Genomic DNA, 26038 nt, shown 5'->3' on the forward strand with positions numbered 1-26038 from the left:
CAGGCAGCGATGCGGTTCAACGCCGAACACGGGACGACGCGAAGCGCTCCGCCGGCCACGATCCGCCCGCGCGAGCAGTGAGCGCGTCCTCAGTCGAGAGCCGCCCCCTCGTGATCGCGGAGCAGGCGATCGAGGGACGCCATTGCCGGCTCGAGGAGGTCCTGGTAGGTACAGAGTAGTTCGGCCACGTCCGGTCGATCCGCCGCATAAAAGGCCGGATCGCTGATGAACGACCTTGTGCGGACGGTGGACAACCAGCCCTGCACTTCCTCGAACTCATCCCATCGAGAGTGGTTCTGAAGATTGGTCCGCAGCATTCGGAGCCAGTCGAGCGGGACGTCCGGTACCGGAATCGGCTCGCACAGATAGTTCTTGGTGACGTCGTCCGTGAATCGGGCCTCAATGAACCCGATGAGCGACGCGCTGAAAGTGGGCTGGCAGGTACGAACCCACTGGAGGACGATCTCGTCGCCGCTGAACACGCGCCGCGAAGGGCGTCGGTAGATGCCTTGGGCGGTACAGTTCACGTAGATCGCGTTCTGATGGGTGGGCAGATCGCCGTGCTCCAAGTGCAGACGTCCCCGCTCGACGGAGCGAACGTGACCCAGTCGCACGACATTCTTGATCTGACGCAAGACGTCGAACTCCCCGTCGCTGATGACTGCGCAGTGGTAGGCCGTGGGGTCTGACATCGCGTCGATCCGACGCAGCTCGCCCACTTCCTCCAGAAGCTGGAAGACGTTCTCAACCGTGCGAGCCCGCGTCACCGTGGCGAGCTGGTTCACCATGCTGGTCACAAGGCGTACGAGGTTCTCGTCACCCAGCTGGAAGTTCGCTCGATCCTGAATCCAGAAGTCTCTCGGCACGATCCAAGTAATGGCGTCCGGGTCGACACCATGTTGAAGCAGCCAGATGCAGGTGTCGATACCAGTCTTCCCGGCTCCAATCACCACGAACGCTGGCGAAGGTGAGGCGATGTGCGTGAGTTCGTTGGGTGGGATGAGCGCGACGCCGTCGTCGACTCGAAACCGGGGCTTCTCGACCGACGGCACCCGAGACTCGTAATAGCGGGCATCGACGATCTTTCTCGCGGTAATCCGGTGTTCTCTCCCGGATACAAGCGAGGTGATCGTCCCGTCGAACTGGGCGTTGGACATCGGGAAGTGGCTTACTCTGCCGGTAGGCAGAAGCGTGTCGTTGAGGACGGCGTCGAAGTGATTGAGCACTTCTTGGCCCGACGCCAGTTGGTGCATGCCCCGGTTCAGCCCCACCAGGTCCATCGCCCCGGAGCCCAACGGCTGCGAATTGGCGCCGTAGTGCGCGGACGCCTGCTGCAGGTGCACGAACGGATAGGCATCGTTCCAGTGACCCCCGGGCTTGTCATGCCGATCCACGAGAGCGACGGTGACATCGGCCTGAGTGACGAGCGTGTCGGTGAAAGCCATGCCGACGGCCCCTGCCCCGATGACCAGGTAGTCGACTTCGGTGGTGCGTGCCGCCATGAATGCTCCTTCGCATGCGCAAATGTGCAGAACGTATGTGCAAGACTAGCTGGGAGGCGCGCGCTGCACAATGCCTCAGACCTTGTCGCCGCGGCGTCACCGCGAATATGCCGAAGGGGGCATGCCGATGATCGGACCGCCGCGCATCCTGATCGCCCCGGACAAGTTCAAGGGCACGCTCTCTGGCGCGCAGGCTGCCGCCGCGATCGCCTCGGGTATCGCGCGGGTGCATCCGGAGGCAGAGATCCGCACCGTCGTGATAGCTGACGGTGGTGAAGGAACCGTCGACGCGGCCATGGCGGCAGGCGCCGAACGACATACAGCGGTGGTCGCCGGGCCGCTAGACGATCCGGTGACCGCGGAGTGGGCGCGGCTTGGTGATGACGCCGTCATCGAACTGGCCAGTGCCAGTGGTCTGCAACTTGTCCCGGCGGCCACCACGGCCACTGCTCTCGCCGCTCACACCGAGGGAGTCGGGCAGCTCATTCGCGCCGCACTAGACGTCGGCGTCCAGGAGATCCTGGTCGGCGTCGGAGGGTCCGCAGGTACCGACGGCGGAACCGGTGCGCTGCGGGCGCTGGGCGGGCGTTTCCTGGACAGGGCTGGCCGTGAGATCAGGGGAGGGGGTGGTGCGCTGGGCCGCATTGCCTCCATTGACCTTGGTGGCCTCGATTCTCGGCTCTCCCGCGCTTCAATCACGGTGGTCTGCGATGTCTCGGCCCCGCTGTTGGGCTCGCGTGGCGCCGCTGCCGTGTTCGGACCGCAGAAGGGCGCGGACGCCCCGACCGTAGCGTTGTTGGAGGACGGGTTGGCGAACCTCGCGGCACGGATGGCCGAGACGACAGGGCGAGACATGTCCGACATCTTGTGGGGTGGGGCGGCCGGTGGGACGGCTGGTGGCCTGTATGCGGCCTTGGACGCGTCGTTCGCCCCAGGGATCGAGCAGGTCGCCGCACTGATCGGGCTGGACGCGCTCGTGGAGTGGGCGGACGTCGTTGTAGTCGGCGAAGGTAGCCTTGACGCCCAGAGTCTCCAGGGCAAGGGGCCGATCGGCGTGGTTCGCAAGGCGATCAAGTGGGGCAGGCGGACTGTTGCCGTTGCCGGCAGAATCACACTGTCCCCTTCCGAACTCACGGCCGTCGGGCTCGATGCATGGGCTGCCGCAGTGGACGTAGCGCCCGCGCCGGGCGCTGCCCTTGGTCCGGACGCATCCCGCTGGGTTTCCGAGGCCGCCGCACGTGCGGCCGCGATGCTCTAGGACCCGGACCCACGAGGTTCCTTCTCAGCACCGGTCCGTGGCCGCCCACTCATTTCCGCATCCAATGATTCGCTTGAGAACGGTCACGCACTGTGCTGGCGTTCAGGGGCCGAAGCTCCGAGCGGTGCGGAAGGTCGGCTCCCGCCCTACCGACGACGATCCCAGCGCCGCGGGAGGCATGACCTGCCAATCGGTCGAGCGCCTCGGCGCTCGCAGACGCCGGGTCCACGCCGAGCGATAGCAGCCCGTCCAGCAAGGCAGCCATGAAGCCGTCGCCGGCTCCGGTGGTGTCGACAACGTGATCCGAGGCTGCTGGGACCCATTGCCTGGCGGTCTCGTTCGCGAGGATGGCCCCTTGCCCACCGAGAGTCATCGCACAGAGGTGAGGTCCGAGGTCGAGCAAGTGTTGCAGGATGCGATCCGGATCTCGAATGCCTGGATAGAGATGTTCAGCGTCCTTCTGGCTGAGCTTGACAACATCGGCTTCCCGTAAGAACGGCTCGATCGTCTCGATGGCGGCCCGTGGGGAGGAACCGGCTCCGCACGTTCGGGTCGACCGTCAGCAGGACGTGCTTCGGACGATGACGAAGGAGGTTGAGGAGGCTGCTTGCGCCGGGCTCGAGGGCGAGTGCGATCGAGCCGGTGTGGACGATGTCGTACGAGTCCCATCGGATGGAGTCCGGAATCGCCCAGGTAACTGCAAATTCGAGGTCGGCCTCGCCGGCGGCGGTCAGGTCGACTTCGGCGCGCGACGTGTAATCGTTGATCCTCGACTTGAGGTGGATGCGTACTCCGGAGTCGTGGAGGTGCGTACGGAGAATCATTCCGTCGTCATCGTCTCCAAGGCTGGTCAGTTCGGTCACGGAGTGGCCGAGCCGTGAAAGGCCCACCGCGACATAGGTCGGGCTGCCGCCCGGAAGCCGGGAGGTGGTCCCGTCGGCTTCCCGGACGATATCAATGAGTGCCTCACCAATGACGAGGATCTCCGGCTCCATCATCGGCCGGGTTCCGTCTGGCCGTGCCGAATGATGCGCAGGACCGCAGTGCGTGGATCCGGCGTCTGCCGGAGTGCTTCGACAGCGTCAGTGAAGTCACCCACGAATTCCTTATCGACGCTCAGGTCGCCGAACCAGTCGGTATTCGCCAGGAAGCCCGATGGGTGAGCGCGCATCCGGTCCACGGCGTCCCGCACGGCGGTCTCCTGCCGATCCCGCAGGGGAAGGGAATGCTGGACGCAGACTTCTGCGTAGCGCGCCCACGCTGCCACGATCAGGGCGCCAATGCGTGTCCTGTTGCCGCTCGAGCGCAGGTCGCGGATGACCGGGATCACGAACTTGGGAATGCGGTCCGAGGTATCTGTCGCAAGCCGTTCCAGGGTATCGGCTATCGAGGGATTCGTGAACCGTTCGAGGAGCGAGAGCTTGTACGCTCGCAGGTCGATGCCCGGCACCGGATCGAGGGTAGGCGAAGCCTCGGCATCCATGTATCGCTGGGTCAGCTCCCTGATCACGGGGTCGGATGCGGCTTCGTGGACGTAACGGAATCCGCTGAGGAGGCCACTGAAGGCAAGCGTTTGATGCCCGGCGTTCAGGAGCCGGAGCTTCATCAGCTCATACGGGCGGACATCGGAGACGAGCTGCACTCCGGCGTCCTCCAACGGAGGGCGGCCGGATGCGAAGTCGTCCTCGAGGACCCATTGGTCGAAATTCTCGCCGATCACCGGCCACGCGTCATCCGCGCCGAACTCCTTGGCAACCCACTCCCGGTCCGCGTCGGTGGTGACAGGCGTGATCCGGTCCACCATGCTGCTCGGGAACCGGACGGACACTTCGATCCACTCGGCGAGCTCTGGGTCGACGAGTTGTGCGAACGAGACGACGCTTCGGCGCGCCACGTGCCCGTTCCCCTCGATGTTGTCGCAGGACATGACGGTGAACGGCTCGATCCCGCGCTCGCGTCGGCGCTTCAAGCCCGCGACGATGATGCCGAACACGGTGGCTGGGCTGGCGTCCGGACGGGCATCGGCCAGCACGGCCGTGTTCGTGGCGTCGAAAGCGCCGGTCGAGTCGCTCACGTTGTATCCGCCCTCGGTTATGGTCAGCGACACGATGCGGATCATAGGGTCGGCCAGCTGTTCGAGGACGGTCTCGATCTCCTCCGGAGCGTAGAGGTATTCGATGATCGCCCCTACACGTCGGGCTGCCGCTGCACCGTCTGGTCGCCGCTCGACCAAGGTGTATTCACAACCCTGCGAGAGGAGCGCGTCGCGCATCCGCATATCGGTAGGCAATACTCCGACACCGCAGATGCCCCAGTTCGCGGCGGCATCGAACGTCGCAGGATCCGATAGCAGCCGGTCCACATACATCGCCTGGTGAGATCGGTGAAAGTTCCCGACGCCGAAGTGGACGATCCCCGCGTGTACTCGGCTCCGGTCGTAGCTGACGGTATGGATCTCCGAATCCCCGCTGACGACGCCGCTCATCGTGACACCTCCTGGTGGCGATCCTCGAAGTGGACGTGGTTCTGGGGCTCGGACGCGTCGGGGACGGGTGACCCGGGATGCGGCTGCTCTGACGGCTGCTTCGGTCTGCGATGCCCGCTGGTGTCGACGCCGTCGCCCTGCACGATCGAGCGAATCACTTCGGCGGGGATCTTGGGTACTCGGTCGGCATCGGTGAGCCCGTTCGCCTCCTGCCGGGTGTCGGTCAGTTGGGTGTAGCAAAAGCCCGCGAGCACGGGGCTGGACTGGAGAGCTTGGAAGAGCTCGCGTAGGAGGTGTTCGAACTGCTCCGGATTGGTCGCCGATGTGTAGCCCCAGGCGTCCCCGGAACCGGAGGGCGCGTAGCTGACCCCGCCGAACTCGGAGACCACGACCGGCTGGCCGCGGTCGGGGCGGTCGAGCAGCCGCATCCGCCGACCGAGCGGTCCGATGCCTCCGAGGAGACCATCGACGACGGCGCGATTGGTGTAGTTCGCGGCGAGTTCGTCGTGGGTGATGCCGTAGTCGTGCACGGTCCAAATGTCGGAGTCCGCGTGCTCCCAGCCGTCGTTACTGACCACGGGACGCGACGGGTCCAGCGCCTTGGTGAGGTGGTAGAGCGCTTGAGCGTAGTCGAGCTGTGCCGGCGAGTGCGCGATCTGCTGCACGCCCCAGCTCTCGTTGAGGGGCACCCAGGTGACGATGCAGGGGTGCGAGCTGTCGCGCCGGATCACCGCGGCCCATTCCGTCGACATACGCTCGACCGCGGTCGTCGAGTAGGCGTAGGCGCTGGCGTTCTCTCCCCAGATCAGCAGCCCCAGGCGGTCGGCCCAGTACAGGAAGCGAGGGTCCTCCACCTTCTGGTGCACGCGGGCGGTGTTGAAGCCGAGATCCTTGATGAGCTGGACCTCGCGCCGGAGGGCGTCGGCGCTGGGCGCAGACAAATGCGAGAGCGGCCAGTAGCCCTGTTCGAGAACGGCCCGAAGGTAGTACGGACGGTCGTTGAGCATGAAGTGGCCGTCCCGCCAGCCGACGCTCCGCAGCCCGAAGTACGAGGACAGGACATCGGGCTCGTAACCGGGAGCCTCGAGCTCGATGGTCGCTTCGATCAGTCGCGGAGCTTCCGGAGACCACAGCAGCCAGGTCTGCTCCTGGCCGTTCGCATGGCGGGCGAGTGTGAGCACGTTCGTGTTCTGGCGTTCGTTCACCGCAAAGGACGCATCGGCCAGTACGTCGCCCTCCAGTGTGAGCTGAACGCGGACGCGCGTGCCGGCCGGCGGGCGCCGGTCGAGGTCGAGATGGAGTGTCACCGTACCGGCCTCCGCTTCCGGCGCCCAGGTCAGATGCTCGACGTGGAGGTCGGGCACGTGCTCGAGCCAGACAGGCTGCCAGATGCCGGTCGTCCGCTCGTACCAGATCCCGTGCGGCTGCGGCCTCCACTCCTGCTTGCCACGTGGTTGGGCCATATCGTGAGGGTCGTCCTCGGCGCGGACGACGAGTTCGACGGGTCCTGTGGAGTCGGCGAGGATCTGGGTGACATCGAACCGGAACGGCGTGCTCCCTCCCTCGTGCCCGCCCAGATACCGCCCATCCAGCCAGACGTCGGCCCGATAGTCGACTGCGCCGAAATGCAGAAGGGTCCGTCCGGTCTCGATCGCGAGCGACGTCGCATCGATAGGCCGGCGGTACCAGACCACCGGGTGAATTCCTCGATCTCCGATCCCTGAGGCATCGGATTCCGGCGGGAACGGGACGACGATGGGCGATGTGAACGGATCACGGCCTTGGAGACTGGAGAACCAACGATCGCGACGGCCGACGTCCGAATCGTCGGTCGCGAATGACCACGTGCCATCGAGGCTCTGCCGACGGTTCGCCGCCCGACGTAGTTGCGGTCGCGGGTGTTGTCCGGGGTCGTCGGACAGAGGCGCGGTGGTAAGGGAGAGGGCGGCTTTCGACATGAAGGTCATCCTGCTTCATGCCCGACTATTTTGCAACGTAGCAAACTTGGATTACATTTGACTTGACTTCGCGCATAAAACCGTCCACACTACCGACGAACCCCAATTTGCTACGTGGCAAATTTGACGCCAAGCCAACAGGCCTCAGGTGGGACCCGAGAAGAAAGAGCGAATCAATGAAGATGAAGCCCGCGGTCGCCGTCATCGGCGCAGCCGCCGTAGCGGTAAGCATGGCTGGATGCTCAGGGAATAACGCCTCGACGCAGAGCACGACGGCGTCACAGTTGACAGTGATGGTGACGAACAGTCCGAGCGCCACAGCACTGCAGGCGATCGCGCCCGCCTACGAGAAGAAGACTGGCACCAAGATCGACTTCGTCACGGTCTCGGGCGATCAGCTCGCCACGAAGCTCGTGCTGTCGGGCAAGTCGAAGACGGCGACGTTCGACATCGCGCAGTTCGATCAACCGCAGTTGGCCTCGATCGTTCCAGCACACGCTCTACTCCCGCTCGACAAGTACCTCACCAGCGACAAGACGTACGACTTCTCCGACTTCCAGAAGCCGCTGCAGGAGTACACGCAGATCGATGGCACATCGTACGGCATCCCGCTTTCGACCGAACCCTACGTGAACTTCTACCGCACGGACCTTTTCGATCAGGCGGGCCTGAAGGCGCCGACGACGTGGAGCGAAGTCGATGCTGCCGCCAAGGCCATCAGCGCCGCGGGCGGCTACGGTTTCGACGGCCCGTACGGTCCTACCCTGGACTCCGGACCGGAATATTTCGAGCGCCTCCTCGAGAACGGTGGCCGCCTCCTCGACCCGAAGTCTGGGGAGCCCCTGCTCGACAGCAAGCTGGCGATCGACGTGATGAAGGACACCATCGATCTAGCGAAGTACTCGCCGCCGTCGACCCTCGCTGGCACGGCAGGTGACTCGGCGACGGCCTTCACTCAGCAGAACGTCGGCCAGAACATCCAGCCGTCGGGCTGGTATGGCACGCTGGACGACCCCAAGTCCTCGAAGGCGGTCGGCAAGATCGGCGTCGCGCCCGTTCCGTCGGCGACGGTCGGCCCCTACCAGCCAGCCAACATCCTCAAGGGGTGGGTCATCGGCATCAACGCCAACACGCAGCACGCCGCGGCGGCGTGGAACTTCCTGTCGTTCGCCCTCGGCAAGGACAACGTCCAGAAGTTCATCGATGCCGGCGCCCCTGTCCCAGGTCGAACGTCCACTCTGCAGAGTACGAAGTACAACGGCGAGCTGCCTTACCTGAAGTATCTGCTTCCGAGCATCCAATCCGGGACCACCCTCCCCGTCATCCCAGAGCTCACCCAGATCACGGTAGACGTCTGCCAGGCGATGAGCAAGATGGCTAACCAGGGCGCGGACGTCTCCAGCACGATGAAGTCTCTGAACGAGCAGGTGAAGCAGCTGCTCGTCCAGGACGGAAGGATCAAGCAGTGACCCTGTCGCTCAAGACCGCAGGGGGCCGTACCAGCGGCCCCCTGCGGGGCACGTTATCGACGCGGCGTCGGCCCCGTACCCGGATTAGGAGGTGGCTGTCAGCCCTCCCGTTCATCGGACCGACCTGGCTGCTCGTCGTCTTCACTGGAATCCTGCCTCTGGTCTTCGCGCTCTGGCTCTCGGTGACCAATCAGGGCCCGAACGCTGCCGGCAACGAGTTCGTGGGTCTCCAGAACTACCTACAAGCGGTCTTCACGCCCTCCTTCGGCGAGTCCCTCGCTGTCACGGCGATCTTCGTCGTCTTCGGAGTCGTGCTGCAGTTCGTGATCGCCTACGCCCTCGCGTCGTTCCTCTACCTCGAGCTGCGGTTCTTCCAGGTCGCGCGAACGATCCTGCTCATCCCCATCACGATCACCCCGGTGATCGTCGGGCTGATGTTCCGCTTCATGTTCACCCCAGACATCGGCGTCGTCTTCTTCGCCGAGAAGGCTATCGGCATCAACATTCCCTGGTTCACCGACCCGCTCTGGGGCCGGGTCTTCATCATCATGCTCGACACCTGGCTGACCACGCCGTTCCTCGTACTGATGATCCTCGCAGGGATGTCCGGCCTCTCCGCCGAGCCCCTCGAAGCGGCCTCCCTCGACGGAGCGGGCTGGTGGCAGCGCACACGTTTCGTGACCCTTCCGATGCTCCTTCCCGTGATCACCGTGGCGCTGCTTGTGCGGATCGTCGACGCGGCGCGAATGTTCGACCAGGTGTATTCCTCGACACGAGGCGGCCCCGGTACATCGACGCTGACGGTCTCGATCCTCGCGTACAACGACACGTTCCAATACTTCGAGTTCGGCCACGGAGCGGCGATCGCCATCGCACTGACCGTGCTCATGTTCCCGGTGTACTTCTTCTACATCAGATTGACCAAGGTATGAAGCGCGCAGTCCTCACCCAGAAGGTCGTCGCCTACGTTGTCCTGATCGTCGCGTGCGCCCTTGCGCTGTTCCCGTTGCTGTGGATCGGGCTCGCCTCCTTCAAGCAAGAGGTTGATGCCGACGCCCCCGCGACACAGGCGTTCCATTTCACGCCGACCCTCGTTAACTACATCAGCCTGTTCCAATCGCAAACGTTTCTGGCCGACGCGCTGACGACCGTGGTCACCACCATCGGGACGACGCTCCTCTCGGTCATTGTCGGGACACTCGCGGCCTACGCTTTCAGCCGGCTGTGGGTACTCGGCCGCCGCCTCCTCGTCACGATGATGGTCCTGGTGCAAGTGGTGCCGCAGATCGTGCTGCTCATCCCGCTCTATCAACTCGTGAGCGCGATAGGCCTTTATGATCGCTGGATCACCCTCATCGTCGTGCAGACCGGCCTGTTCACGCCCTTCGTGACCTGGCTCATGCTGGCATTCTTCCGCTCCGTCCCGGTCGAGATCGAGGAGGCCGCCTTCGTGGACGGAGTGAACCGCTATCAATTGTTTCGGCACATCCTCATCCCAATGCTCACGCCCGGAGTCGTGGCCGCCTCGATCTTCACTGGGATCAGCGCGTGGAACTCATTCCTGGTCCCCGTCGTCCTGGGTCAGTCGCAGGCCGAGACTCTGACCGCGTTCACCTCCGGCTTCATTACGCAGGACCGCCTGCTCTGGGCGCAGATGTGCGCTGCGGCCGTGTTGATCGTCGGGCCAGTCGTGGTGTTCACACTCGTCATGCAGAAGCCGCTCGTGCGTGGGATCACAGCGGGTAGCGTGAAGTAGTGTCATGCTTCCCGGAGGGTTGTGAATAGGAGTCCGAACCTATGCCTGTGAGCATGCGAGACGTGGCGAAGCTTGCCGGCGTCTCTCAGAGGACTGTGTCCAATGTCGTCAACGGCTACGTCCACGTAAAGCCGGAGACCAGGGTGCGCGTCCAGGACGCGATCAGCACGCTCAACTTCCGCCCGAATGTGTCTGCTCAGCGTTTGAGAAAGGGCAAGACCGGACTTCTGGCGCTGGCGATGCCGGAAATCGCAGCTCCTTACTTCGCCGAGCTGGCCGACCTCGTCCAGCGCGCCGCCGAGTTGCAGGGCTCGACGCTGCTCATCGAACAGACCGGCGGCACACGCGAACGTGAGCTTCAGGTGCTCGACGGTTATCAGGCGAACCTCATCGACGGTCTGATCCTGAGCCCCCTCGCGATCAGCGCACGCGACCTGGAACAGCGCTCGCTGGACTTCCCGACGGTCCTCCTCGGCGAAAGTGTGTCTCCCGGCAGTTTCCTCCACATCGGGATTGACAATGTCGCCGCCGCCCGCATGGCCACCGAACATCTCATCCAGTCCGGTCGCACGAAGGTCGGCGTCATCGGCGCCCCTTCGCTTCAGCAACTCCCCGGGCCTGCGACACGGCGTATGCAAGGATTTCGCGACGCCCTCGGCCTCGCCGGGCTCGGCGTGCGACCCGACAGGGTATTCGAGACGACGAGCTGGACGCGGGCGACGGGTTATGCATTCGGCCGACAGATCGCACAGGATGGCATGGATGTCGACGCGCTCTTCTGCTTCAACGATCTGCTCGCGTTGGGAGTCATGAAGGGCCTGCAGAGCGCGGGAATTCGCGTCCCAAGCGACATTGCAGTCGTCGGTTGGGACGACGTCCAGGAGTCGGCGTACGCGACCCCGACTCTGACCACTATCTCACCCGATACCGCGGAGATAGCGCGCCGGGCGGTCGAGGGGGTGCTTGCCCCCGAGGTGAGCGCCCCGACCGCTGCGGATGTTGTGATCGCTTTCTCACTGATCGAGCGAGAAAGCACGCTTCGAGGCTGAAGCAGGTTATCCGGGATCAAGTCGAGGGCTGCGCATCGCGGCGCGCTCTCCCGCGCTCCGGCGCGAGAAACATCGCGAGGGCGATCGCGAGCACGCCGATGATGGCCGATGCCATCGTCGCCGTCTCCGCGCCGCCCGCGATGGCGATACCTCCGATGCCCGCTCCCACTGCGCTGGCGATGTAGATCGCCGAGCCATTGAGTCCCACAGCGACAGGGGCCAACTCGGGGACGGTCGCGAAGAGGCGATGCTGTTGCGGCACCACCGTGAGTCCGACGCTCAGACCGAGAACCGCCATCGTGATCACAGCTGGCACGAGTGTCGTGCGAGTCAGGATCAAGCCTGCCGACGCCACGGTCACACCGACCGCGCCGACGACGAGGGAGGTGCGGGGGCCATAACGATTGATGAGCTTCGGTGCGGTGGCGGTACCGCAGACCTGCCCGATCCCGTAACCGAGGATCGTGACGACGACGAGCGGGCCGCCCGTGTTCAGGATCGCCGGCAAGTAAGCGATCACGAGGAAGCCAGGCGTCAGCACGACCACCGTCCCGGCCAGGACCTTGAGGACGCGACGATCGGTCAGCGCTCCCGCCCTCGCCCGCAGGCTGAGCTTGGGGGCATGGGCGCTCGGCAGCAGCCAGACAGCCGCGATCGAGATGACGCCAAGGCAAACCAGTATCCACATCGTGGCGCGCCAGCCCAGGGCTTGTCCGACCAAAATTCCGAATGGGAGGCCGGCGATGAGCGCGACCGAGCTACCGGCGGCGACGACCGCGAGCGCAGAGGCCCGGTGCTTGTCGTCGCTCAGGATCCCGGCCGTGCTGTAAGCAGTGGCCTGGTAACCGGCGGCACCGAGCGCGGCGACGACGCGTCCGATCGCGACGAGCACGAATATAGGCCCGACAGCCTGCAGAATCACGCCAGCCACGAACACGGTCATTCCCGCAGCGAGCAGGACACGGCGATCCCAGCGTCCAGCCACCGTCGCGATCACGGGCGAGCCGACGGCATAGACGAGAGCAAACAAGGTCGTGAGCTGCCCAGCAGTGCTCTGGGATACGTGCAAAGACGACGCCACCTGGGGGAGCAGGCCGGACAGCACGTATCCGTCGATACCCAGGGCGAACGTGCCCAGCGCAAGAATGGCGAGCGAGGTGCGCCCCAGTGAGCGACGTGTGTCGGTCGTCATGACACACCCGCGAAGAAGTCGCCACTCGCCATGTCATCCAAGAGCCGAATGTGCCACGGCTCCCACTGCAACAAGTTCATGGTCAGGTCATTCGACGCCGGAGCGTCCAGGCCGACGAGCGCCCCGATCCAACCGAAGTGTTCGACCGCGCTCTCTGCACTGATGGATTCGACGGGTACATCCAGTCGATCCCCGATGAGTTCGGCAATATCCCTCAGCCTGACTCCGGTCTCGCCGACGCCGTGCACGACGGTCCCTCCCGGTGCGGATTCGAGTGACGTACGAAACAGGGCGGCAGCGTCTTTGCGGTGCACTGCAGGCCAGCGCTGAGCGCCGTCCCCTACATAACCGGATACCCCGGTGCGCTCGGCCGCGTCGATGAGGGCGCCGACGAATCCGCGTCGAGCTCGATCATGCACGCATGGCGCAAGCCGGACCAACGACACCCGCACGCGGCGCTCGGCAAGGCCCAGCGCTACAGCCTCGTTCGCTCCCCGGAACGAGGCAGCCCCCTCCGGGTCCGGTCGATCCTTCTCGCTGCCCAGCTTTCCGGAAGGCAGGGTCAAGGTGCCTCCCGCGATGACCAGCGGGCGATCCGATCCGGCCAAGGCCTCACCGAGTGTCTCGATCGCGCGACGGTCCGTCGCAGCGGCCGCTTCGGCGCCGCTGCTGTTCTGGTAGGCAAGGTGAATGACGCCGCCCGAGTCGGACGCCTGCTCCGCCAACTGTTCGGGGTGGTCCAGCGACCCCCTAATCGGTGTGGCACCAAGTGCCTCGATATCGAGCGCGGATCGGTCGCTCCGCGCCAGGCCGGCGACATCGTGGCCCGCCCTGAGAAGTTCGCTGATGACGGCCGAGCCGATGAACCCAGACGCTCCAGTCACGAATACTTTCATCGCTTATCCTCCTTCAATGATGTCTATTTCTGTGCGAGCGTTCCAGAACTCACCACAGCGACAGTACACTTCTTGACTGCTTGGTCAAGAAGTCGTACCGTTTTTTCATGACACGTACGGGGCGGCCGAGAGCATTCGACGAAGCGACGGTTCTGGCGAAGGCGCGGGACCTCTTCTGGGCTCAGGGTTATGGAGCCACTTCGATCGAGCAATTGGTTGACAGTCTTTCGCTGCAGCGCGGGAGTCTGTACGGCGCTTTCGGTGACAAGAGGGCCTTGTACCTCAGGGCAGTGCAGCTCTATGCGACCGAGAATCGCGACAGGCTGGTGTCGATGCTGGAGACGGCGGATGAAGTGCTTCCGGTGCTCAGGCGAATACTCGTCGCGCCGGCCACACTTAATGACCCCGACGGGCGGCCGCCCACTCGCGGATGTCTCGTCGGAAATACCACCGCGGAGCTCGTGCCATTCGATGACGAGGCGCGGGAGCTCGTGAGCAGCGCATTCGACGGGTTTCTCGATTCGGTGTCCCGCGCCCTCGCGCGCGCCCAGGAGCGCGGTGAGGTTACCACCGCCGCTTCTCCACAATCTCAAGCGCAGATGCTGCTTGTGCTCTTCCAGGGTTCCGCGCTCATTGCTCGCGCCGACAACGGCGACCGGCAGCGCATAATCGGGGGCATCGACGCGGCGATTGACGGAATGCGCGCGGTCACGGGGCCAGGGCTCGCTGATGCCGTCGTCGCGGCTGACGAATATCAGCCGAGAAACGGACGGACCGCGGTCCGACGCTGACGTTCCTGAATTGTCGCCTCGCGCGATAGATTCCGCACTGGAAACGTCCGTTCTTCGGCCGCAGTTTCTGGGTTGGACGGCGGTGGCGGCTTCATCGCCTTTTGTCTTATTTGCTGATTCGACTCCGCACGTCGAGGTGACCGCTTATCTTTGCGCTTCTGGTCGAGCAGGCATTCACTCGCCGCTGAATGGAACACCTTCGGCGTGCTGACTTCCAAGCCTCGTTCCGATCCGGCCGCCGATCATAACGAGTTCCAACAGCTCCGTTCCCGCTGCTCGCTGTTTGATTTCTCTGGTCGAAACCCACATCGCGGCTGTCAAGTTGCACCCCTTAGCCGACGCACGCGGGGGCGCGTCGTGCGTGCCGTGTCCTGAGGACCATGGATGTCTCAGCTGGATAAAGGTGTCCGTGTCAGCTACTCCGGCATTTGGTCGGCATGCTCGTAGGCGGCTCGCTGCACCCCTGCAATCCGGGGAAGCGCGAGTTGGGCGCGAGCTTTGAGAACGAACTCTCTCACCGCCTCGTATAACCCAGAGAGGCTATTCGGGGCCTCGGATGGTGTGGTCCGAGCTAGTTTCGCTTGAACGACCGCATAGGCCTCGCTCTGCAACCTCACAGAGGCTTCGGCGAGTTTTGGGTCAGCCAAAAGAAGGAGCTGACTGCACCGCATGCGAACTTCCTGTAGGGCGTCGACCAATTCGGTTGCATCGGCGCTTAGCTTTGCCGTGCTTCCGACCAGGTGCATCAGGCGCCGCGTGGCGGCCAAGTAGTCCGACGCCAACTCGCGGACCTCCCGGTCCCAACGATGCCGAAACGCACGACGCTCCCGGAGGATCTCGTTCAGCACGGAGAGAAGGAATGCAACCGTAGCCGCGATGGCGGCCGTCAGCACAGTTTGAAGCACGCAATAAGGCTAGCGACCAATTTGTGGGATGCCTCAATGCGCGGCCCTGGGGACTCTCGGCGCTATTCCACGAAGCCCGGCACCTCGGCGCCATGATCGGCTAACCGCGAGGTGATCCAAAATCGTTGACTTTCCGGGAATCTGGCAGGAGCTGAGGGAGCGCAAAGCCATGCCATACGAGCACGCGGCTCAAAATGACTGCGGTCCTCTTTGGACGCGATGTTCAATGCATGCGGAGCGAGCACCCAGGCAGCCATGTGGCGAGGGGCACGGTCATCGTTGGCGTGCTGACCGTGGCTGGGATCGCCGTCGACCGCGCTGAGCGCGCACGACGCTCCTGACTAGCCACCCACCCACTGCACTCAGAGCGCGACGAGCTGCAGCCGTACCTGATCGTTCGTTTCCAGAGCCTTCCACCCAGCCGTGGCCCCGCTGGCGCGCATAGCTGCACTATGAGGTCCCGACCAGGGTCTGTGAGGCGCGGTTCTGTCAGGGACCTGCTCACGCAGATGCTGAACCACGCGCTCTCGGCCCAAGTCTGGCAGAGCGGCTCCAGCCATAGCCCGCACGGGTGGCATAGCTGGGTCAGTGAGAAAGGGAGCCCCTCTTTTGCCACACCAAACAAGGAGCACTATGCAGGAACACTATGGAATCCGTCTCTTCGTCCTCCGCGGCGCCGATCGCGACGACGCCACTCTCGGCGGCATCAGTAGCAAGCACCACCGCCTGACTCTGATCGGAGTCGTGCACAATAGCGTCGGCCTGGTGGACAGGCACGACCTCACGCCAATCCCGCGGCCGCTCGGTACGCTGGCTCAACTGAACGACGCACCGCCGGTCGGACTCGAAGTGCGCACGGACTACAGAGGCCGCTACGCCACGCTCGCGCCGGCCGAGTTCGACCAGGAGCGAGGCGTGTGGCACCTCACGCGTAAGTGGTCGATGGCGGGCGGAAACTACGCCAACACCATCGACAGCCGGTTCAGCGACCTCATGTTCAGGCACCTCGGATACCCGTTCCACGGGGCGCTGTCGATCCACGACCGAATCGAGCGTCGTTAGGCCAGCGTAGATCGACTCTCGTTAGAACGAGACAATGGATGTAGCTCAGTCGCGATGCGACCGACAAACGGATCAATTCTCCGGGCACTCGCCAATCGATTAGGTTGACTGTGCGTTGAAGTAAACGCGCCCGGGAAAGTGACAAAGGCTTCCGTAAGTGCCACTTCGGCGCGGAGAGATCTTGAGTTGTGTCAGATTCGATCGAGCCTGTACCAGAGCAGGGCGGTCCTCACGCGGGCGGCCATTCAGTCGCGAAAGGTCAGCATCTTCACGCGTCGGCTGAACTGCTAGTCGGTATCCCCAGGGTTCTCGGGCGCCTTACGAGACCTTCGCTTCGCGTCAAGATGCACTCTGGGTTCTGAGGGTGTCACACCCGCCGAGAGATCGTTATCGAGCCCTTCTGCGACAATGTCTGTTCGGAGCCAACGCTCACGTGATGCGTTATGGGCCACCTGCCAGGCCTCTTCGGTGTGGGGTTCCGGTTCCGGCTCGGCCACACTGGCAGCCTCGATCACCTGTTCAAGGTGGTCAGCCCGGATGGCGTCAAGGGGTGCTGCGCCGAGCAGCTCGTTCCAATCGTTGAACCAGCGTCGGACTCCCCATTCGTCGGTCTTCTTGGCAACGATGTTCCACGCCTCGTACGCGGTCATGAGTCTTTGCACTTGGTCGGGATCAGGGCTGGGGTCTTCGGGCCCGCGCTCGAACGCTTCGCCCCACAGGTACGCATCCAACGGGTCGGATGCTCGCGCGAGCCAGGAGACGTTGTGCGAACTCAGCCGATCAGTGAGGTACATCGACAGCCACATCACATCAATCGTCATGCGATGCCTCGCCTTCGTCGACGGATTCGATTGTGATGATTGGGCTCGTGAGCTGCCAGTAGTACTCAAGGCCGTCGTCGTCTGGTTCCATCGTCCAGTAGCCGGGATATCCAACAGCGCAGGTGATCACCTGACGAATTGGACGCGTCCCGTCGTTGATGGTGGGGCGGGAGCGATCGCCCAGCTCTCGGGACACTGTGCCGGCGGCGAGATCGAAGGTGTACTTGGAACCGCTGCGGGTTGTGACGACGTATCTACCTGTGTCATTCGGGAGGGCGTTCAGCATCGTTCCGCTCCTCGATGAGGCGGTCGCGGTATCGGATCAGCGCCTCCGCGTACTCCAGGGGATCGTCGTCGAGATTGAATTCGAGAGCCGTGAGAGAGCGAGCGATGCCGCAGACGGTGACGCCGGCGCAGCCCACCTCTTCGGGAACGGTCTCGCCGACGAATGTCGTGCCGTAGTGGATCTCGAACTCGCCCGGCGGAAGGATCGCTTCAATGCGCATCAGGAACTGGATCGCAACGGGTCGAAGGCGCAGCGCCTCGCCGTGAGTGCGGAATCGTTCAACCATATCGGCGTCCTATCGAACAACGTATGGCTATATTTCTAACCGTTTGCTACCGTGTGGTCAAGAGCGATCGGCGTGAACAAGGAGGCCGGCCGATGATGGATGGCTACACGCAAATCATCGAGCTAGCTCACGCCTTCGATACCGACCCCGGTCCCGTCATCATGGCCGCGCTCGAGCGGGACGTGTCATTCGATGAGGTCGTAGCCGCGTATATGCGAACGCTCCGCTACATTCGGATCCACGGATTTGAGGCGACGAGCAAAGCCCCTGTCACCGATCTGGATGCCCGTCCGCCAGGTACATTCGACCCTCACATCGTCTTGCAAGGCGAACTGTGGATCGACATCCTGCGGCGTCCATTCCTGGTTGCGGAGATGCCGCAACGTTACGCCGCCAATGTCATCGTCCATCTTCATAACAGAGTCGACAGCATCGTTGAGGTGGTCGCCGGCGGCGGCGACCCTCACGACTGGCTGGACCAGACACTGCTTGTTCGTGCGCTCCGCGAGCGTGTCGGTTCAGGAGGGGACGGCGCCGCTGAAGGCCCTTCTCGATAACAAACGTCGCTGGCTGCGAATGCAAATAGCAGAGGCGGTGAAAAGTATGGATGAACAAGCTCGGCCGTCTATGTTCGGCTCGAATAGGGGATGAAATTGCGGGCCATTCGCATCCACATTTCCCTGACGTTGTATGACCGAGCGCTTCTGGACGCCGAATCTGCGCGCACCGGGTTTTCGATCTCGGCTTTGATCCGGATGGCGGTTAGACGCGCATACGGCCCGACACCCGATATTGAGCAAGACATCCAGGCGATATTGAACGCCGCAGGGGCGTGGGAAGACCGGGCTCGCTATGGAGAGGCATATGTCGAGGCCCTTCGATCCGCTCGACGACCCCTGCAGGCTGACCGGGGAGGGGACGTCAACTTCGTGTTTCCGACGGCCAGTGCGACCAGAACCGACCTCACCGCGTTAACGCCGGAGGAACGATCGGCGCTTCTCGCGAGGCTGAGTTCGAATTTCGGGGATGGGTTGAATTGCGACGACGTGCAGTTGTCGGAGCTGCGTGAGGGATGGCCGGAGTAGGTCGCGTCGTGTCAGAAGGGCGTTTCATCACCACTGCTGAAGCGTTCCGAACCCCGCGTGTCCGGCAGTGCTTCGGGTCGAGCGACCTCGGCAGCTTCGCGTAGACGGCGCTGCTCATCGCGTCGCGCACGTGCTGCATTGATTTCGCGCGGCTCCTGATTCGAAAGTCGCACCGCAAGGGCGGCGGCGACATGAATAGCGAGCCACGCGTCGGCTCGCGTCACATCCCCGTCGCGGTGCGCGTGGGCGTTCCCGTGGTCGGAGCGATCCGCGTTGACCCAATCGGTGATTGGCTTCATGAGGTTTCGGTCGGCAGCCGTGATGAGCCCAATGCGCTGCGCTGCATTGAGTTGGTCTCCAATGGAGTTGCCTGTCGCCCCGAGCGCCCGGAAGAGCTCCTGAAGCGCCGCGCCTGCATCGGTTATCGCGGCGTCGGGCCGATTTTCCGAAAGCCTTGTCAGCGCCAGTTGAAGTCCGGCGGAGGCTTTCGAGAACTTTGGATCAGCTTCGAGCAAAAGGGTTGCGGGCTGGACAACTTCGTCGTGCAGAACTGAACTCGTTCGCGGGAGAAATCGCCCATCACGGAACTCCCAGTTCACGCGAGCTCCAAGGAGGAAGTCGTTGACCGTCTCCTCGAACTCGGTGGGCCGATACCACGGCTTTTCCCACTCTTGAGAATTCCATTCGCCGACCTCGACCAAGTCTTCGTCGCCTTTTGCGAGGCTGGCAAACGCGTACATAACGGCAGCGACTACATCCAGACGGTCCTCGTCCGAGCCATCGCCGTTCTCAAGCGATCGCCACGCGTCGACCTCGACTGATCCTTCCGCGCTGCCGACGGTCCGGTGCCGATCTGCGTGCGTAAGTACCCGATAAGTAGCGTTGGTCATGCCTCCGAGAAGGGCGTAGACCTTGTGACCCACCGACGGCGGGCAGCTCTCAAGCCAGTTCACGCCTTCGCGGGCTTCTAGTTCGGCAAGGGCTTGGCGTCGACGAATCTCTGACGGTAACGGGCTGAATCGGCCGACGGAGCTCATGAACCAAGAGTATGGCGGAGACAGCCCAGCCCACCGCGACTTACCCGGCTCAGGCAGACTCAACCTTCTCGACCTTGCTGCGTCCCTGGTGCAAACGGAACGCGGTCAAGGGGCTTATTCGAAGTGCGCAAGTGCGGTCACGTGCGGGGCGAGTCGTTGGCCAGTCGAACTATCAAGGCACCTACTATGTGGACGATCAGCCAGGCGTCTTCCTGACTTGATGAGATCGCGTGATGAGCATCACCATTCGCGCTTCGGTCTGCGGAAACCCATTGCATTACATCTTCGGTAGCTCGCGTCAAGCGTTCGTCATGCGATGCGAAAAGGCCACGCTTCTTCGCGTCGAGGATGAGCGGACCGAGCGCATTTCCCTTGCATCCTAGAGCCTCGAGTGCCTCTTGAAGAGCGGTTCCGGCATCAGTAATCGCGTCAGGTGCGGAACCCCCGTGGAGCTCGCCGAGCGCATTCTGATATGCCCGTTCGACCTTCTCCCATCCCGGTCGACCGCCGAGTAACCGCAAGGTTGGTGCAACCACTTCTGAGTGAAGTTCAAGTGAGTTCTTCTCGACCATCTCACCGGTAATGAACTCATATCTGATGCGGTGTCGCAGGAGGCGTTCGTTCACGAACTCCTCATAGTGATCCCGCTGTTCTTTGACTATCTGATTAGTCTGCCAACTGGTCTGGGTAACCTGCCGGGTGTAGTCGTCGATGGACTGCCCAATTGCCTCGATGACAGTGGGAACCATTGCGTCGGGGCAGGAATCCAAGTAGCGCGCCAGGTCTTCAGCGGTGTTCAGTTCACGGGCCCCAGTCAATGAGCGAAGCCCCTCATCATCAAGGATGAGTTGTTGCGCTCGACCCAGGATGGTTATCGCGTCTGAGTGATGGTAGTTGCCGTACAGATAGCGACCGAGTTGGACCCGGAACGGTTCTGAGAACGTGTCGACCCAGAAGTCGGCACCCGCGGCTTCCGCTTCCTCCTGTGCCCTCTGGCGGCGGCGCTGATTGTGAAACATGAGCACATGCTAACCAGCGGCGATGTACCACAAGACGTTCCAGGCCGCGCTATGTCTGGAGGGTAACCCGAATCAGCTGGTCTCGTTCCGCAAGACGCCAGAAATCCCGAACTGCGAGCACGAAGTTTCTGGTTCCAAGCACCCACTCGAATAGCGCGATCTCGTTGATCAATGAGCCGTGTCTGGAGCGAATCCATCGGTCGAAGTCTCCATGGAGCAAGGTGCCGTAGAGGTCGTCGAAGGCCAACATTTGGCTCGTTATGTTGACGTTGTTGTTGATGACGTATTCGATCCCGCCACCCTGACGAAGGGACTTGAATGCCTTTCGGAGTTCCGTCCAAGTCGCACGGACCTCGGGATTCGAGCCGTCGACGCTCCGCTCGAATGCGTCGATCACGCGGCGGAGGAACAGATTATCGTCCGGCGACACATACTTGCGCAAAAGTGCGCCGTGCAGCACATGCAACCAGTAGTTGCGTTGATCGTGGCTTGACCCGAGAGTTACTGTTTCGGGCAATTCGAAGGCGCGGGACATCTCCTCGTATCGCGACACTGAATCCAAGAACAACGCGATTCTGTCCGGATCCGAGAGGGGTGCGCTGCTCGCTCGTCTCTGCGACACGGTTAGATACTCGGTCGGTCCAGGCGCTCAGCGATGGCATGGAGCGCTTCCCAGATTGCGACGTCACGGATATTCGCGAGCATCTCCGCCTTCACCTCGGACGGGAGATCGAGCGCCAACGCGTCATCGAGTTTCTCACGTTCACGGTCGGTGATTTGATCGAACAATTCAACCAGGCTCATGCCCCAAGGTTATGACTCGCGAGCGACAGGGCCGCCGTTGCGCTGTATAAGCGAAAGTGGCTTCTGGCCACCTACTTGGGATTGCGAGCGCCAGCCCTCTTATTTCGACCGATGGAGTCCAGGGGAGACCCGAGAATACCAACCACTTTGCTCTCGAGCTCGGCGTCGAGCGTGCCGGCCTTGGAACGCTTGGCGAGTCGATCGATCCAGCGCCGCAACCGGCCCTCATCGGCCTCTTCAGGCGTAAGCGTCTTCCCGGACCGAGCGCGCACGTTTCGCGGGTCGCGACCGGTTTCGGTCACAAAAAGCCTGAGGTCCGCAATCAGCGAGTCTTCGACATCGTTGATCACAGGGTTGTCCCAGCGCCAGCCAGGGATGTCGCCGAGCTGCTCTAGGCGCTCCCGCGTTGGCGGATTCCGCCCTTCGACGCCGCGGGCCAATCCCCGTTGCTCGCTTGCCCATGCCTCGAGTCGTCGCTCCCGGGGGTCTTTGCTCGCACCTGAGGGCAAACGGCCGTGGCTGAGATAGAAGGCGCCATAGTCTCTGACGTTCGCCTCCCAGGCGTCGGAGAGCGGAGTCCAACTGAATCCAGGAAGCGCCTCGATGCGCCCGATCTGCTCCGACGTCAGAACCGCGCGACGACGCCGTTGCGCGGACAGGAAGTTTGCGAGGCGATCTTCACGTGGATTGACATGGTCGGCGTCAAGACGCGCATTTCTGCGAGGAAGTTCGCCGGTTGCTGCGGCGAATCGTTCCAGATCTGCCATCTGAGCTTCCCAGGGGAGTTGTTGTGCCATCGGGTCCTAACCGTCGGGGTCCGATTAACCAATCGGCGTGGCTGTTCTCTTGGTTAGGGCTACAGCGGAGCTCGCTGGCTTGCGTTCAGCAGCGAGCAGAGCCTGTGGCCGCGTCGGCCGAGGTTCTCAAGGGAGGTGGCAGTACGCTCGCGGCATGACGGACACGAGCGCGGCGATCATCATCGGCGCTTCGATCACATCGTCTGTCGCACTTTGCGGCGTCGTGGCGACCGTGATTGCTGGGGGCCGTCAACAACGACGCACACTTGAATTCAGCGCGCAGCAAGCCACATTGGCTCGCCAAGCGGAATTTGAGCGAGAGGCGCGAGCTGCCGCTGTGCAACGCTACGAGCGGATAAGAGCAATCTTGGACCCACACGTTGCCCTTGCTCGAGAAATGCGGTCGTCGACTTCAGGTTGGCAGGTCATAGTCGGGTCGCAAACCACGCAGCAACGGATAGCGCAGATCATTGAGCGTGTCGACGCAGCGTGGCAGGTAGCTGAGCAACGACGCGGTGACTTCGAGATAGAGCCAGGTCTCGATCAGATGAGGGAGACGTTCGCTCAACTCTCGGGTGCCTTCAACGTCTTCGCAAACATCGCCAGCTCGCAAACCGAGGGCTGGGTCTCATTTGCGGTCGAGAAGACGCAGGAGATCCACATGCGCGCTGATCAATTCATCGAAGAAGCTCGTGCACTCGTGGCGAAGCTTGAGCAGCGCCAATCGGCTGCGCCGTAGGCCGCCCGTTCAGAAGATGAGGGTCACCGCTCCCGCAACAACGGGATCGAGTGCCGGGCGGGTCGGTCGATACTCAACGCCGTCGCTAGCGACACTCAAACGCGGACCCTGCTTCGCCCCCTTTGGGGGCTGGACCTGGTGGCCTTCAATGCAAAAGACTTTCGAGTGTGGCATGCGCACGGAGTAAGGGGACCGCGAGCGTTGAGGGACCCCGAAAATCGCTGTGGCACCCAGCGAGAGCGAAACAGTGAAGCGCGACCGTCCATCTGAACGCGAAACTCTGGCGCGCCGGAAGTTTGATCGTGTCCGCCTTCTGAACGAGGAACTCGATCGCCTGACCACGGACGTCGGGGAGCGAACGCTAAGCGTTTCGAGCAAAGGCTCCTTTCTGGCCGTGTCCGCAGGTGTGCTTATCGCAGCGACCACCTCGCAGCTGTGGACTCGGTTCCAATGGTTCGGGATCGCAGCGTTTGTGTTTGCGTCACTCGCGCTGCTTTGCGCCGCAGTGGCCCTGCGTCCGGGTCGACGTTACGGAATTGTCGCGCGACGCCTTACGGACTCGTTTCTCGACACAACCAAGACTGCACAAGCTGTTGAAGCTGAAATCGTGCGAGTCAAGTCGGATTCGATCGCTCGCCGCGAAGGTGACCTCACAGCTCGTGCCGCCTGGGTTTGGGCAGGTTTCGGGGCCCTAGTTCTGTCGGCCGCATCTCTTGCAACAGTGTTTTCGGCTCAGCTTCTTGGAGGGTAGTCATGGGACGACCGGATTTCGACGGTACTGATTTCGACGATGTCAGCGATGGAACTGATTTCAGCGATTTTGGCGACTATCTGCAGGAGGGCGCAGACCTGACCGGTGGCCTTACGGCTGCCGGTGGTCGGATCGACGAAGCCGATAAGGACTGAGCACGAGACCACTGTGGGCGGTAGCAGTCCCGCCTCAAGCTTGACCTGGGCGAGCGATTGCCAATGTGTAGGAAGGTTCATGCGACGTGGGCGTCGTTAGTGCAGTCTTGCAAGGAATCACCATCGTTATCTCGATCGTCGCGCTGGTCTCAACGCGGGTCAGTAGAGGGAAGCGATTGGCTGATCGGGCAGAAGCATCCCTTCGGCTGTCGGCGGAGCTGGCTCGCATACCGGGCGGAAATGCGCCCCGGCAGTTTGGTGACGCGGACCCCACCCTGGTCCTGGTCGGAGAGCTCGCGGACGACGCGCGAGTCAACGCGGCTCGCTTCGTCCAGAGCGGCAAGGGTCTCGGGATTCGATCTCCATTAATCGCGCTCGGGGTCGCCTATTGCGTCCTATTCAATGCAATGGGGTGGATTGAGCTTGCCAATGAAACAACTGGCCCCCAATGGCTAGGCGGGCTGATAACTGTCCTCTTTGGCGTTACTTCTGGGGTGATGGCCCTGATTGGTCTCGCGAATAGGGATTCCGAACACAAAGCACTTCAGGCGGCAGGACTTCCGATCACCACGACCTGGGGTGACTTTAAGAACATCGGAAATCGTATTCGCAACCGTCGAATCGTTCGGCGACACAGGAAGAGGCAACGATCCGGCCAGGCGACGGACGGGCGAGCCCTGAACTGACTTGCCGTGTTGCGCGGCTGGAGGGGCGCGCAGAAGCGCCGCACTGGAATTGTTCAGAACAAAAGCGAGCGCGTGGTCGGCATCCATGCAGCGCTCAGGTTCCGAGTGGTGGCGCATCCGGATCTCGATCAAGTTTGTGCATGGGCACGCCGACATCTGCCTGGGCGTAGGGCCAGACCTCGAGCCACGTCTCGGCCGCCGTGGTGATCGCCTCCAGAGCGGCGTCGGCGATTGCGATCGCGTCGGCCGCGGGGATCGGCTCCATTGTCGGGCGCGTCGTGACCCGGAGCACGACGCTTCCCTCCTTGCCGTTCGGCTTCCACGGGTTGTGCGGATTGACGCCGCCGGAGACGCTCTGCGGGCGCAGCTGGTGGAAATCGCGCCGACGGGTGTCGATGAGCTCGCGCCAGGCGGGATCTTTGGCGAGCTCTCCGACGGCCTCGGCAAGGCGCAGCGCGTCGTCGCCGCCAGCGGCGCGAGCATACCTGCGCAGCTTCCGCGCAGCGTCTCGCTCAAGAGAGATCCACCCACGGGTCTCGGTGGTGAAGGGGTCGCCCACAATGATGCCTGAGATGCCACCGGCGGCCTCGCGCGCATTTTCGTTGAGCAGGAGAACCCGTAGCGTCGCGTTGGCGAGCCCGTGGCCGGCAGCAATCATGAAGTACCCGGCAGTCTCAGCCAGCGCGCGACCCCCCATGGCCGCTGTGCTCGCGTCGACTCCAGGTTGCAGCCAGCGCCGCGCATCTGAGAGCGCCGTCCACGCGAGCGATAGCTGCTCACCCGTCGCCGCGATACGACTGAGGAGCGCGTGCCCGAGGCCGCGCGGTACACCCTTCATTGTGGCTTGGAATTCGGCTAACGGGGCTTGCCAGCCAACACCCTGGAGTTGTGTAGCGATGTCCAGGGTCCGTGTCGATTCGGCGAATGCAGTCGAGGATCCTGGGACAAGCGACTGCAGGTGCATGGCGTACACGCGCCCCCGCTCATCGGGCGAGGGGTCCTCCTCGGTCGTCATGCGACGCACGCGTGTTCAGTCAGCTGCGGGCCGTTGTCGGTCACATTGAACGCGGCCACCCGGTCGAAACGCAGCGTAGACGCTTCGGCGACGCCAGCGCGGATAGCTTCGTTGACGAAGGCTTGATCGCCGACGATCGTCTTCACGCGATCATCCACCGCGAGCCTGCCGCACATGCTCGTGAGCGTACTGCCGACCATCCGTCCGCGGGGCCGCAGCTTGCCGCATCCTGAG

The 26038-nt window shown here is 63.0% G+C and carries 28 protein-coding genes; 10 read left to right on the forward strand and 18 right to left on the reverse strand.

All coding sequences use genetic code 11. The features are described 5' to 3' along the window. Window positions 1-89: 89 nt before the first annotated feature. Window positions 90-1502 (reverse strand): FAD/NAD(P)-binding protein, encoded by a 1413-nt coding sequence (locus tag ABCS02_RS27995; RefSeq protein WP_345838985.1) that lies wholly within the window; start codon window positions 1500-1502, stop codon window positions 90-92. Window positions 1503-1623: 121 nt separating this feature from the next. Between ABCS02_RS27995 and ABCS02_RS28000 the strand changes: the two genes are divergently transcribed. Next, the gene (locus ABCS02_RS28000) at window positions 1624-2760 is read left to right on the forward strand and encodes a glycerate kinase (RefSeq protein ID WP_345838986.1); all 1137 of its coding nucleotides are present in this window, start codon (window positions 1624-1626) and stop codon (window positions 2758-2760) included. A gap of 449 nt (window positions 2761-3209) precedes the next feature. Here the strand turns inward: ABCS02_RS28000 and ABCS02_RS28005 are convergent, their stop codons facing one another. Genes ABCS02_RS28005 through ABCS02_RS28015 form a run of 3 tightly spaced genes read right to left on the reverse strand, consistent with a single transcriptional unit; the run spans window position 3210 to window position 7203 of the window. Next, window positions 3210-3758, reverse strand: coding sequence for a PfkB family carbohydrate kinase (locus ABCS02_RS28005; RefSeq protein ID WP_345838987.1), 549 nt, complete (start codon window positions 3756-3758; stop codon window positions 3210-3212). Beyond that, window positions 3755-5245: a mannitol dehydrogenase family protein gene (locus ABCS02_RS28010; RefSeq protein ID WP_345838988.1), complete on the reverse strand. Its 1491-nt coding sequence runs from the start codon at window positions 5243-5245 to the stop codon at window positions 3755-3757. The genes ABCS02_RS28005 and ABCS02_RS28010 overlap by 4 nt, the downstream gene beginning before the upstream one ends. After that, window positions 5242-7203, reverse strand: a complete 1962-nt coding sequence (locus ABCS02_RS28015; RefSeq protein WP_345838989.1) for a glycoside hydrolase family 2 TIM barrel-domain containing protein — start codon at window positions 7201-7203, stop codon at window positions 5242-5244. Before ABCS02_RS28015 ends, ABCS02_RS28010 begins: the two co-directional genes overlap by 4 nt. A 176-nt stretch (window positions 7204-7379) precedes the next feature. Between ABCS02_RS28015 and ABCS02_RS28020 the strand changes: the two genes are divergently transcribed. From ABCS02_RS28020 to ABCS02_RS28035, 4 genes are all read left to right on the forward strand, one after another. Then, entirely contained in the window at window positions 7380-8672 is a 1293-nt protein-coding gene (locus tag ABCS02_RS28020; protein WP_345838990.1) for a sugar ABC transporter substrate-binding protein, read from the forward strand. Further along, entirely contained in the window at window positions 8669-9604 is a 936-nt protein-coding gene (locus ABCS02_RS28025) for a sugar ABC transporter permease (protein ID WP_345838991.1), read from the forward strand. The genes ABCS02_RS28020 and ABCS02_RS28025 overlap by 4 nt, the downstream gene beginning before the upstream one ends. After that, complete coding sequence (locus ABCS02_RS28030; protein WP_345838992.1) at window positions 9601-10428, forward strand: carbohydrate ABC transporter permease; 828 nt, start codon at window positions 9601-9603, stop codon at window positions 10426-10428. Before ABCS02_RS28025 ends, ABCS02_RS28030 begins: the two co-directional genes overlap by 4 nt. 62 nt (window positions 10429-10490) lie before the next feature. Further along, window positions 10491-11477, forward strand: a complete 987-nt coding sequence (locus ABCS02_RS28035; RefSeq protein WP_345838993.1) for a LacI family DNA-binding transcriptional regulator — start codon at window positions 10491-10493, stop codon at window positions 11475-11477. Window positions 11478-11493: 16 nt separating this feature from the next. On the opposite strand, the gene ABCS02_RS28040 is transcribed toward ABCS02_RS28035, so the two are convergent. Beyond that, window positions 11494-12669, reverse strand: a complete 1176-nt coding sequence (locus ABCS02_RS28040) for an MFS transporter (RefSeq protein ID WP_345838994.1) — start codon at window positions 12667-12669, stop codon at window positions 11494-11496. After that, window positions 12666-13565: an SDR family oxidoreductase gene (locus ABCS02_RS28045; RefSeq protein WP_345838995.1), complete on the reverse strand. Its 900-nt coding sequence runs from the start codon at window positions 13563-13565 to the stop codon at window positions 12666-12668. Before ABCS02_RS28045 ends, ABCS02_RS28040 begins: the two co-directional genes overlap by 4 nt. Window positions 13566-13645: 80 nt before the next feature. Here ABCS02_RS28045 and ABCS02_RS28050 point away from each other — a divergent pair, with 80 nt between their 5' ends. Then, on the forward strand, window positions 13646-14356 hold the full coding sequence (locus ABCS02_RS28050; protein ID WP_345838996.1) for a TetR family transcriptional regulator: 711 nt from the start codon (window positions 13646-13648) through the stop codon (window positions 14354-14356). Between the two features lie 416 nt (window positions 14357-14772). Here ABCS02_RS28050 and ABCS02_RS28055 read toward each other — a convergent pair whose 3' ends face one another. Further along, window positions 14773-15261 carry a hypothetical protein gene (locus ABCS02_RS28055; protein ID WP_345838997.1) on the reverse strand — a complete coding sequence of 163 codons (489 nt, stop codon included), beginning with the start codon at window positions 15259-15261 and terminating at the stop codon, window positions 14773-14775. Between the two features lie 633 nt (window positions 15262-15894). On the opposite strand from ABCS02_RS28055, the gene ABCS02_RS28060 reads away from it, so the two are divergent. Further along, entirely contained in the window at window positions 15895-16323 is a 429-nt protein-coding gene (locus ABCS02_RS28060) for a hypothetical protein (protein WP_345838998.1), read from the forward strand. A gap of 287 nt (window positions 16324-16610) precedes the next feature. On the opposite strand, the gene ABCS02_RS28065 is transcribed toward ABCS02_RS28060, so the two are convergent. Genes ABCS02_RS28065 through ABCS02_RS28075 form a run of 3 tightly spaced genes read right to left on the reverse strand, consistent with a single transcriptional unit; the run spans window position 16611 to window position 17716 of the window. Next, entirely contained in the window at window positions 16611-17144 is a 534-nt protein-coding gene (locus tag ABCS02_RS28065; RefSeq protein ID WP_345838999.1) for a hypothetical protein, read from the reverse strand. After that, complete coding sequence (locus tag ABCS02_RS28070; protein ID WP_345839000.1) at window positions 17134-17430, reverse strand: hypothetical protein; 297 nt, start codon at window positions 17428-17430, stop codon at window positions 17134-17136. Before ABCS02_RS28070 ends, ABCS02_RS28065 begins: the two co-directional genes overlap by 11 nt. Next, a complete protein-coding gene (locus tag ABCS02_RS28075) occupies window positions 17408-17716 on the reverse strand; it encodes a hypothetical protein (protein ID WP_345839001.1) in 309 nt (102 codons plus the stop codon). Before ABCS02_RS28075 ends, ABCS02_RS28070 begins: the two co-directional genes overlap by 23 nt. 92 nt (window positions 17717-17808) lie before the next feature. On the opposite strand from ABCS02_RS28075, the gene ABCS02_RS28080 reads away from it, so the two are divergent. Further along, window positions 17809-18273, forward strand: coding sequence for a hypothetical protein (locus ABCS02_RS28080; RefSeq protein ID WP_345839002.1), 465 nt, complete (start codon window positions 17809-17811; stop codon window positions 18271-18273). Between the two features lie 539 nt (window positions 18274-18812). Here the strand turns inward: ABCS02_RS28080 and ABCS02_RS28085 are convergent. The 5 genes from ABCS02_RS28085 to ABCS02_RS28105 form a co-directional block, all read right to left on the reverse strand. After that, on the reverse strand, window positions 18813-19838 hold the full coding sequence (locus ABCS02_RS28085; RefSeq protein WP_345839003.1) for a hypothetical protein: 1026 nt from the start codon (window positions 19836-19838) through the stop codon (window positions 18813-18815). A gap of 137 nt (window positions 19839-19975) precedes the next feature. Continuing rightward, window positions 19976-20857, reverse strand: coding sequence for a hypothetical protein (locus ABCS02_RS28090; protein ID WP_345839004.1), 882 nt, complete (start codon window positions 20855-20857; stop codon window positions 19976-19978). Between the two features lie 49 nt (window positions 20858-20906). Next, window positions 20907-21392, reverse strand: coding sequence for a hypothetical protein (locus ABCS02_RS28095; RefSeq protein ID WP_345839005.1), 486 nt, complete (start codon window positions 21390-21392; stop codon window positions 20907-20909). A gap of 89 nt (window positions 21393-21481) precedes the next feature. Then, window positions 21482-21661, reverse strand: coding sequence for a hypothetical protein (locus ABCS02_RS28100; RefSeq protein ID WP_345839006.1), 180 nt, complete (start codon window positions 21659-21661; stop codon window positions 21482-21484). Between the two features lie 71 nt (window positions 21662-21732). Then, the gene (locus ABCS02_RS28105) at window positions 21733-22428 is read right to left on the reverse strand and encodes a hypothetical protein (RefSeq protein ID WP_345839007.1); all 696 of its coding nucleotides are present in this window, start codon (window positions 22426-22428) and stop codon (window positions 21733-21735) included. 184 nt (window positions 22429-22612) lie between these two features. Here ABCS02_RS28105 and ABCS02_RS28110 point away from each other — a divergent pair, with 184 nt between their 5' ends. Both ABCS02_RS28110 and ABCS02_RS28115 read left to right on the forward strand, forming a co-directional pair. Continuing rightward, complete coding sequence (locus ABCS02_RS28110) at window positions 22613-23197, forward strand: hypothetical protein (RefSeq protein ID WP_345839008.1); 585 nt, start codon at window positions 22613-22615, stop codon at window positions 23195-23197. A gap of 753 nt (window positions 23198-23950) precedes the next feature. Continuing rightward, the gene (locus ABCS02_RS28115) at window positions 23951-24103 is read left to right on the forward strand and encodes a hypothetical protein (RefSeq protein WP_345839009.1); all 153 of its coding nucleotides are present in this window, start codon (window positions 23951-23953) and stop codon (window positions 24101-24103) included. 452 nt (window positions 24104-24555) lie between these two features. On the opposite strand, the gene ABCS02_RS28120 is transcribed toward ABCS02_RS28115, so the two are convergent. Genes ABCS02_RS28120 through ABCS02_RS28130 form a run of 3 tightly spaced genes read right to left on the reverse strand, consistent with a single transcriptional unit; the run spans window position 24556 to window position 25980 of the window. Continuing rightward, entirely contained in the window at window positions 24556-24876 is a 321-nt protein-coding gene (locus tag ABCS02_RS28120; RefSeq protein ID WP_345839010.1) for a hypothetical protein, read from the reverse strand. 7 nt (window positions 24877-24883) lie between these two features. Further along, window positions 24884-25804, reverse strand: a complete 921-nt coding sequence (locus tag ABCS02_RS28125; protein WP_345839011.1) for a hypothetical protein — start codon at window positions 25802-25804, stop codon at window positions 24884-24886. Next, complete coding sequence (locus ABCS02_RS28130) at window positions 25801-25980, reverse strand: hypothetical protein (RefSeq protein ID WP_345839012.1); 180 nt, start codon at window positions 25978-25980, stop codon at window positions 25801-25803. The genes ABCS02_RS28125 and ABCS02_RS28130 overlap by 4 nt, the downstream gene beginning before the upstream one ends. Between the last annotated feature and the right edge of the window lie 58 nt (window positions 25981-26038).

This window comes from Microbacterium sp. X-17, from assembly GCF_039615055.1.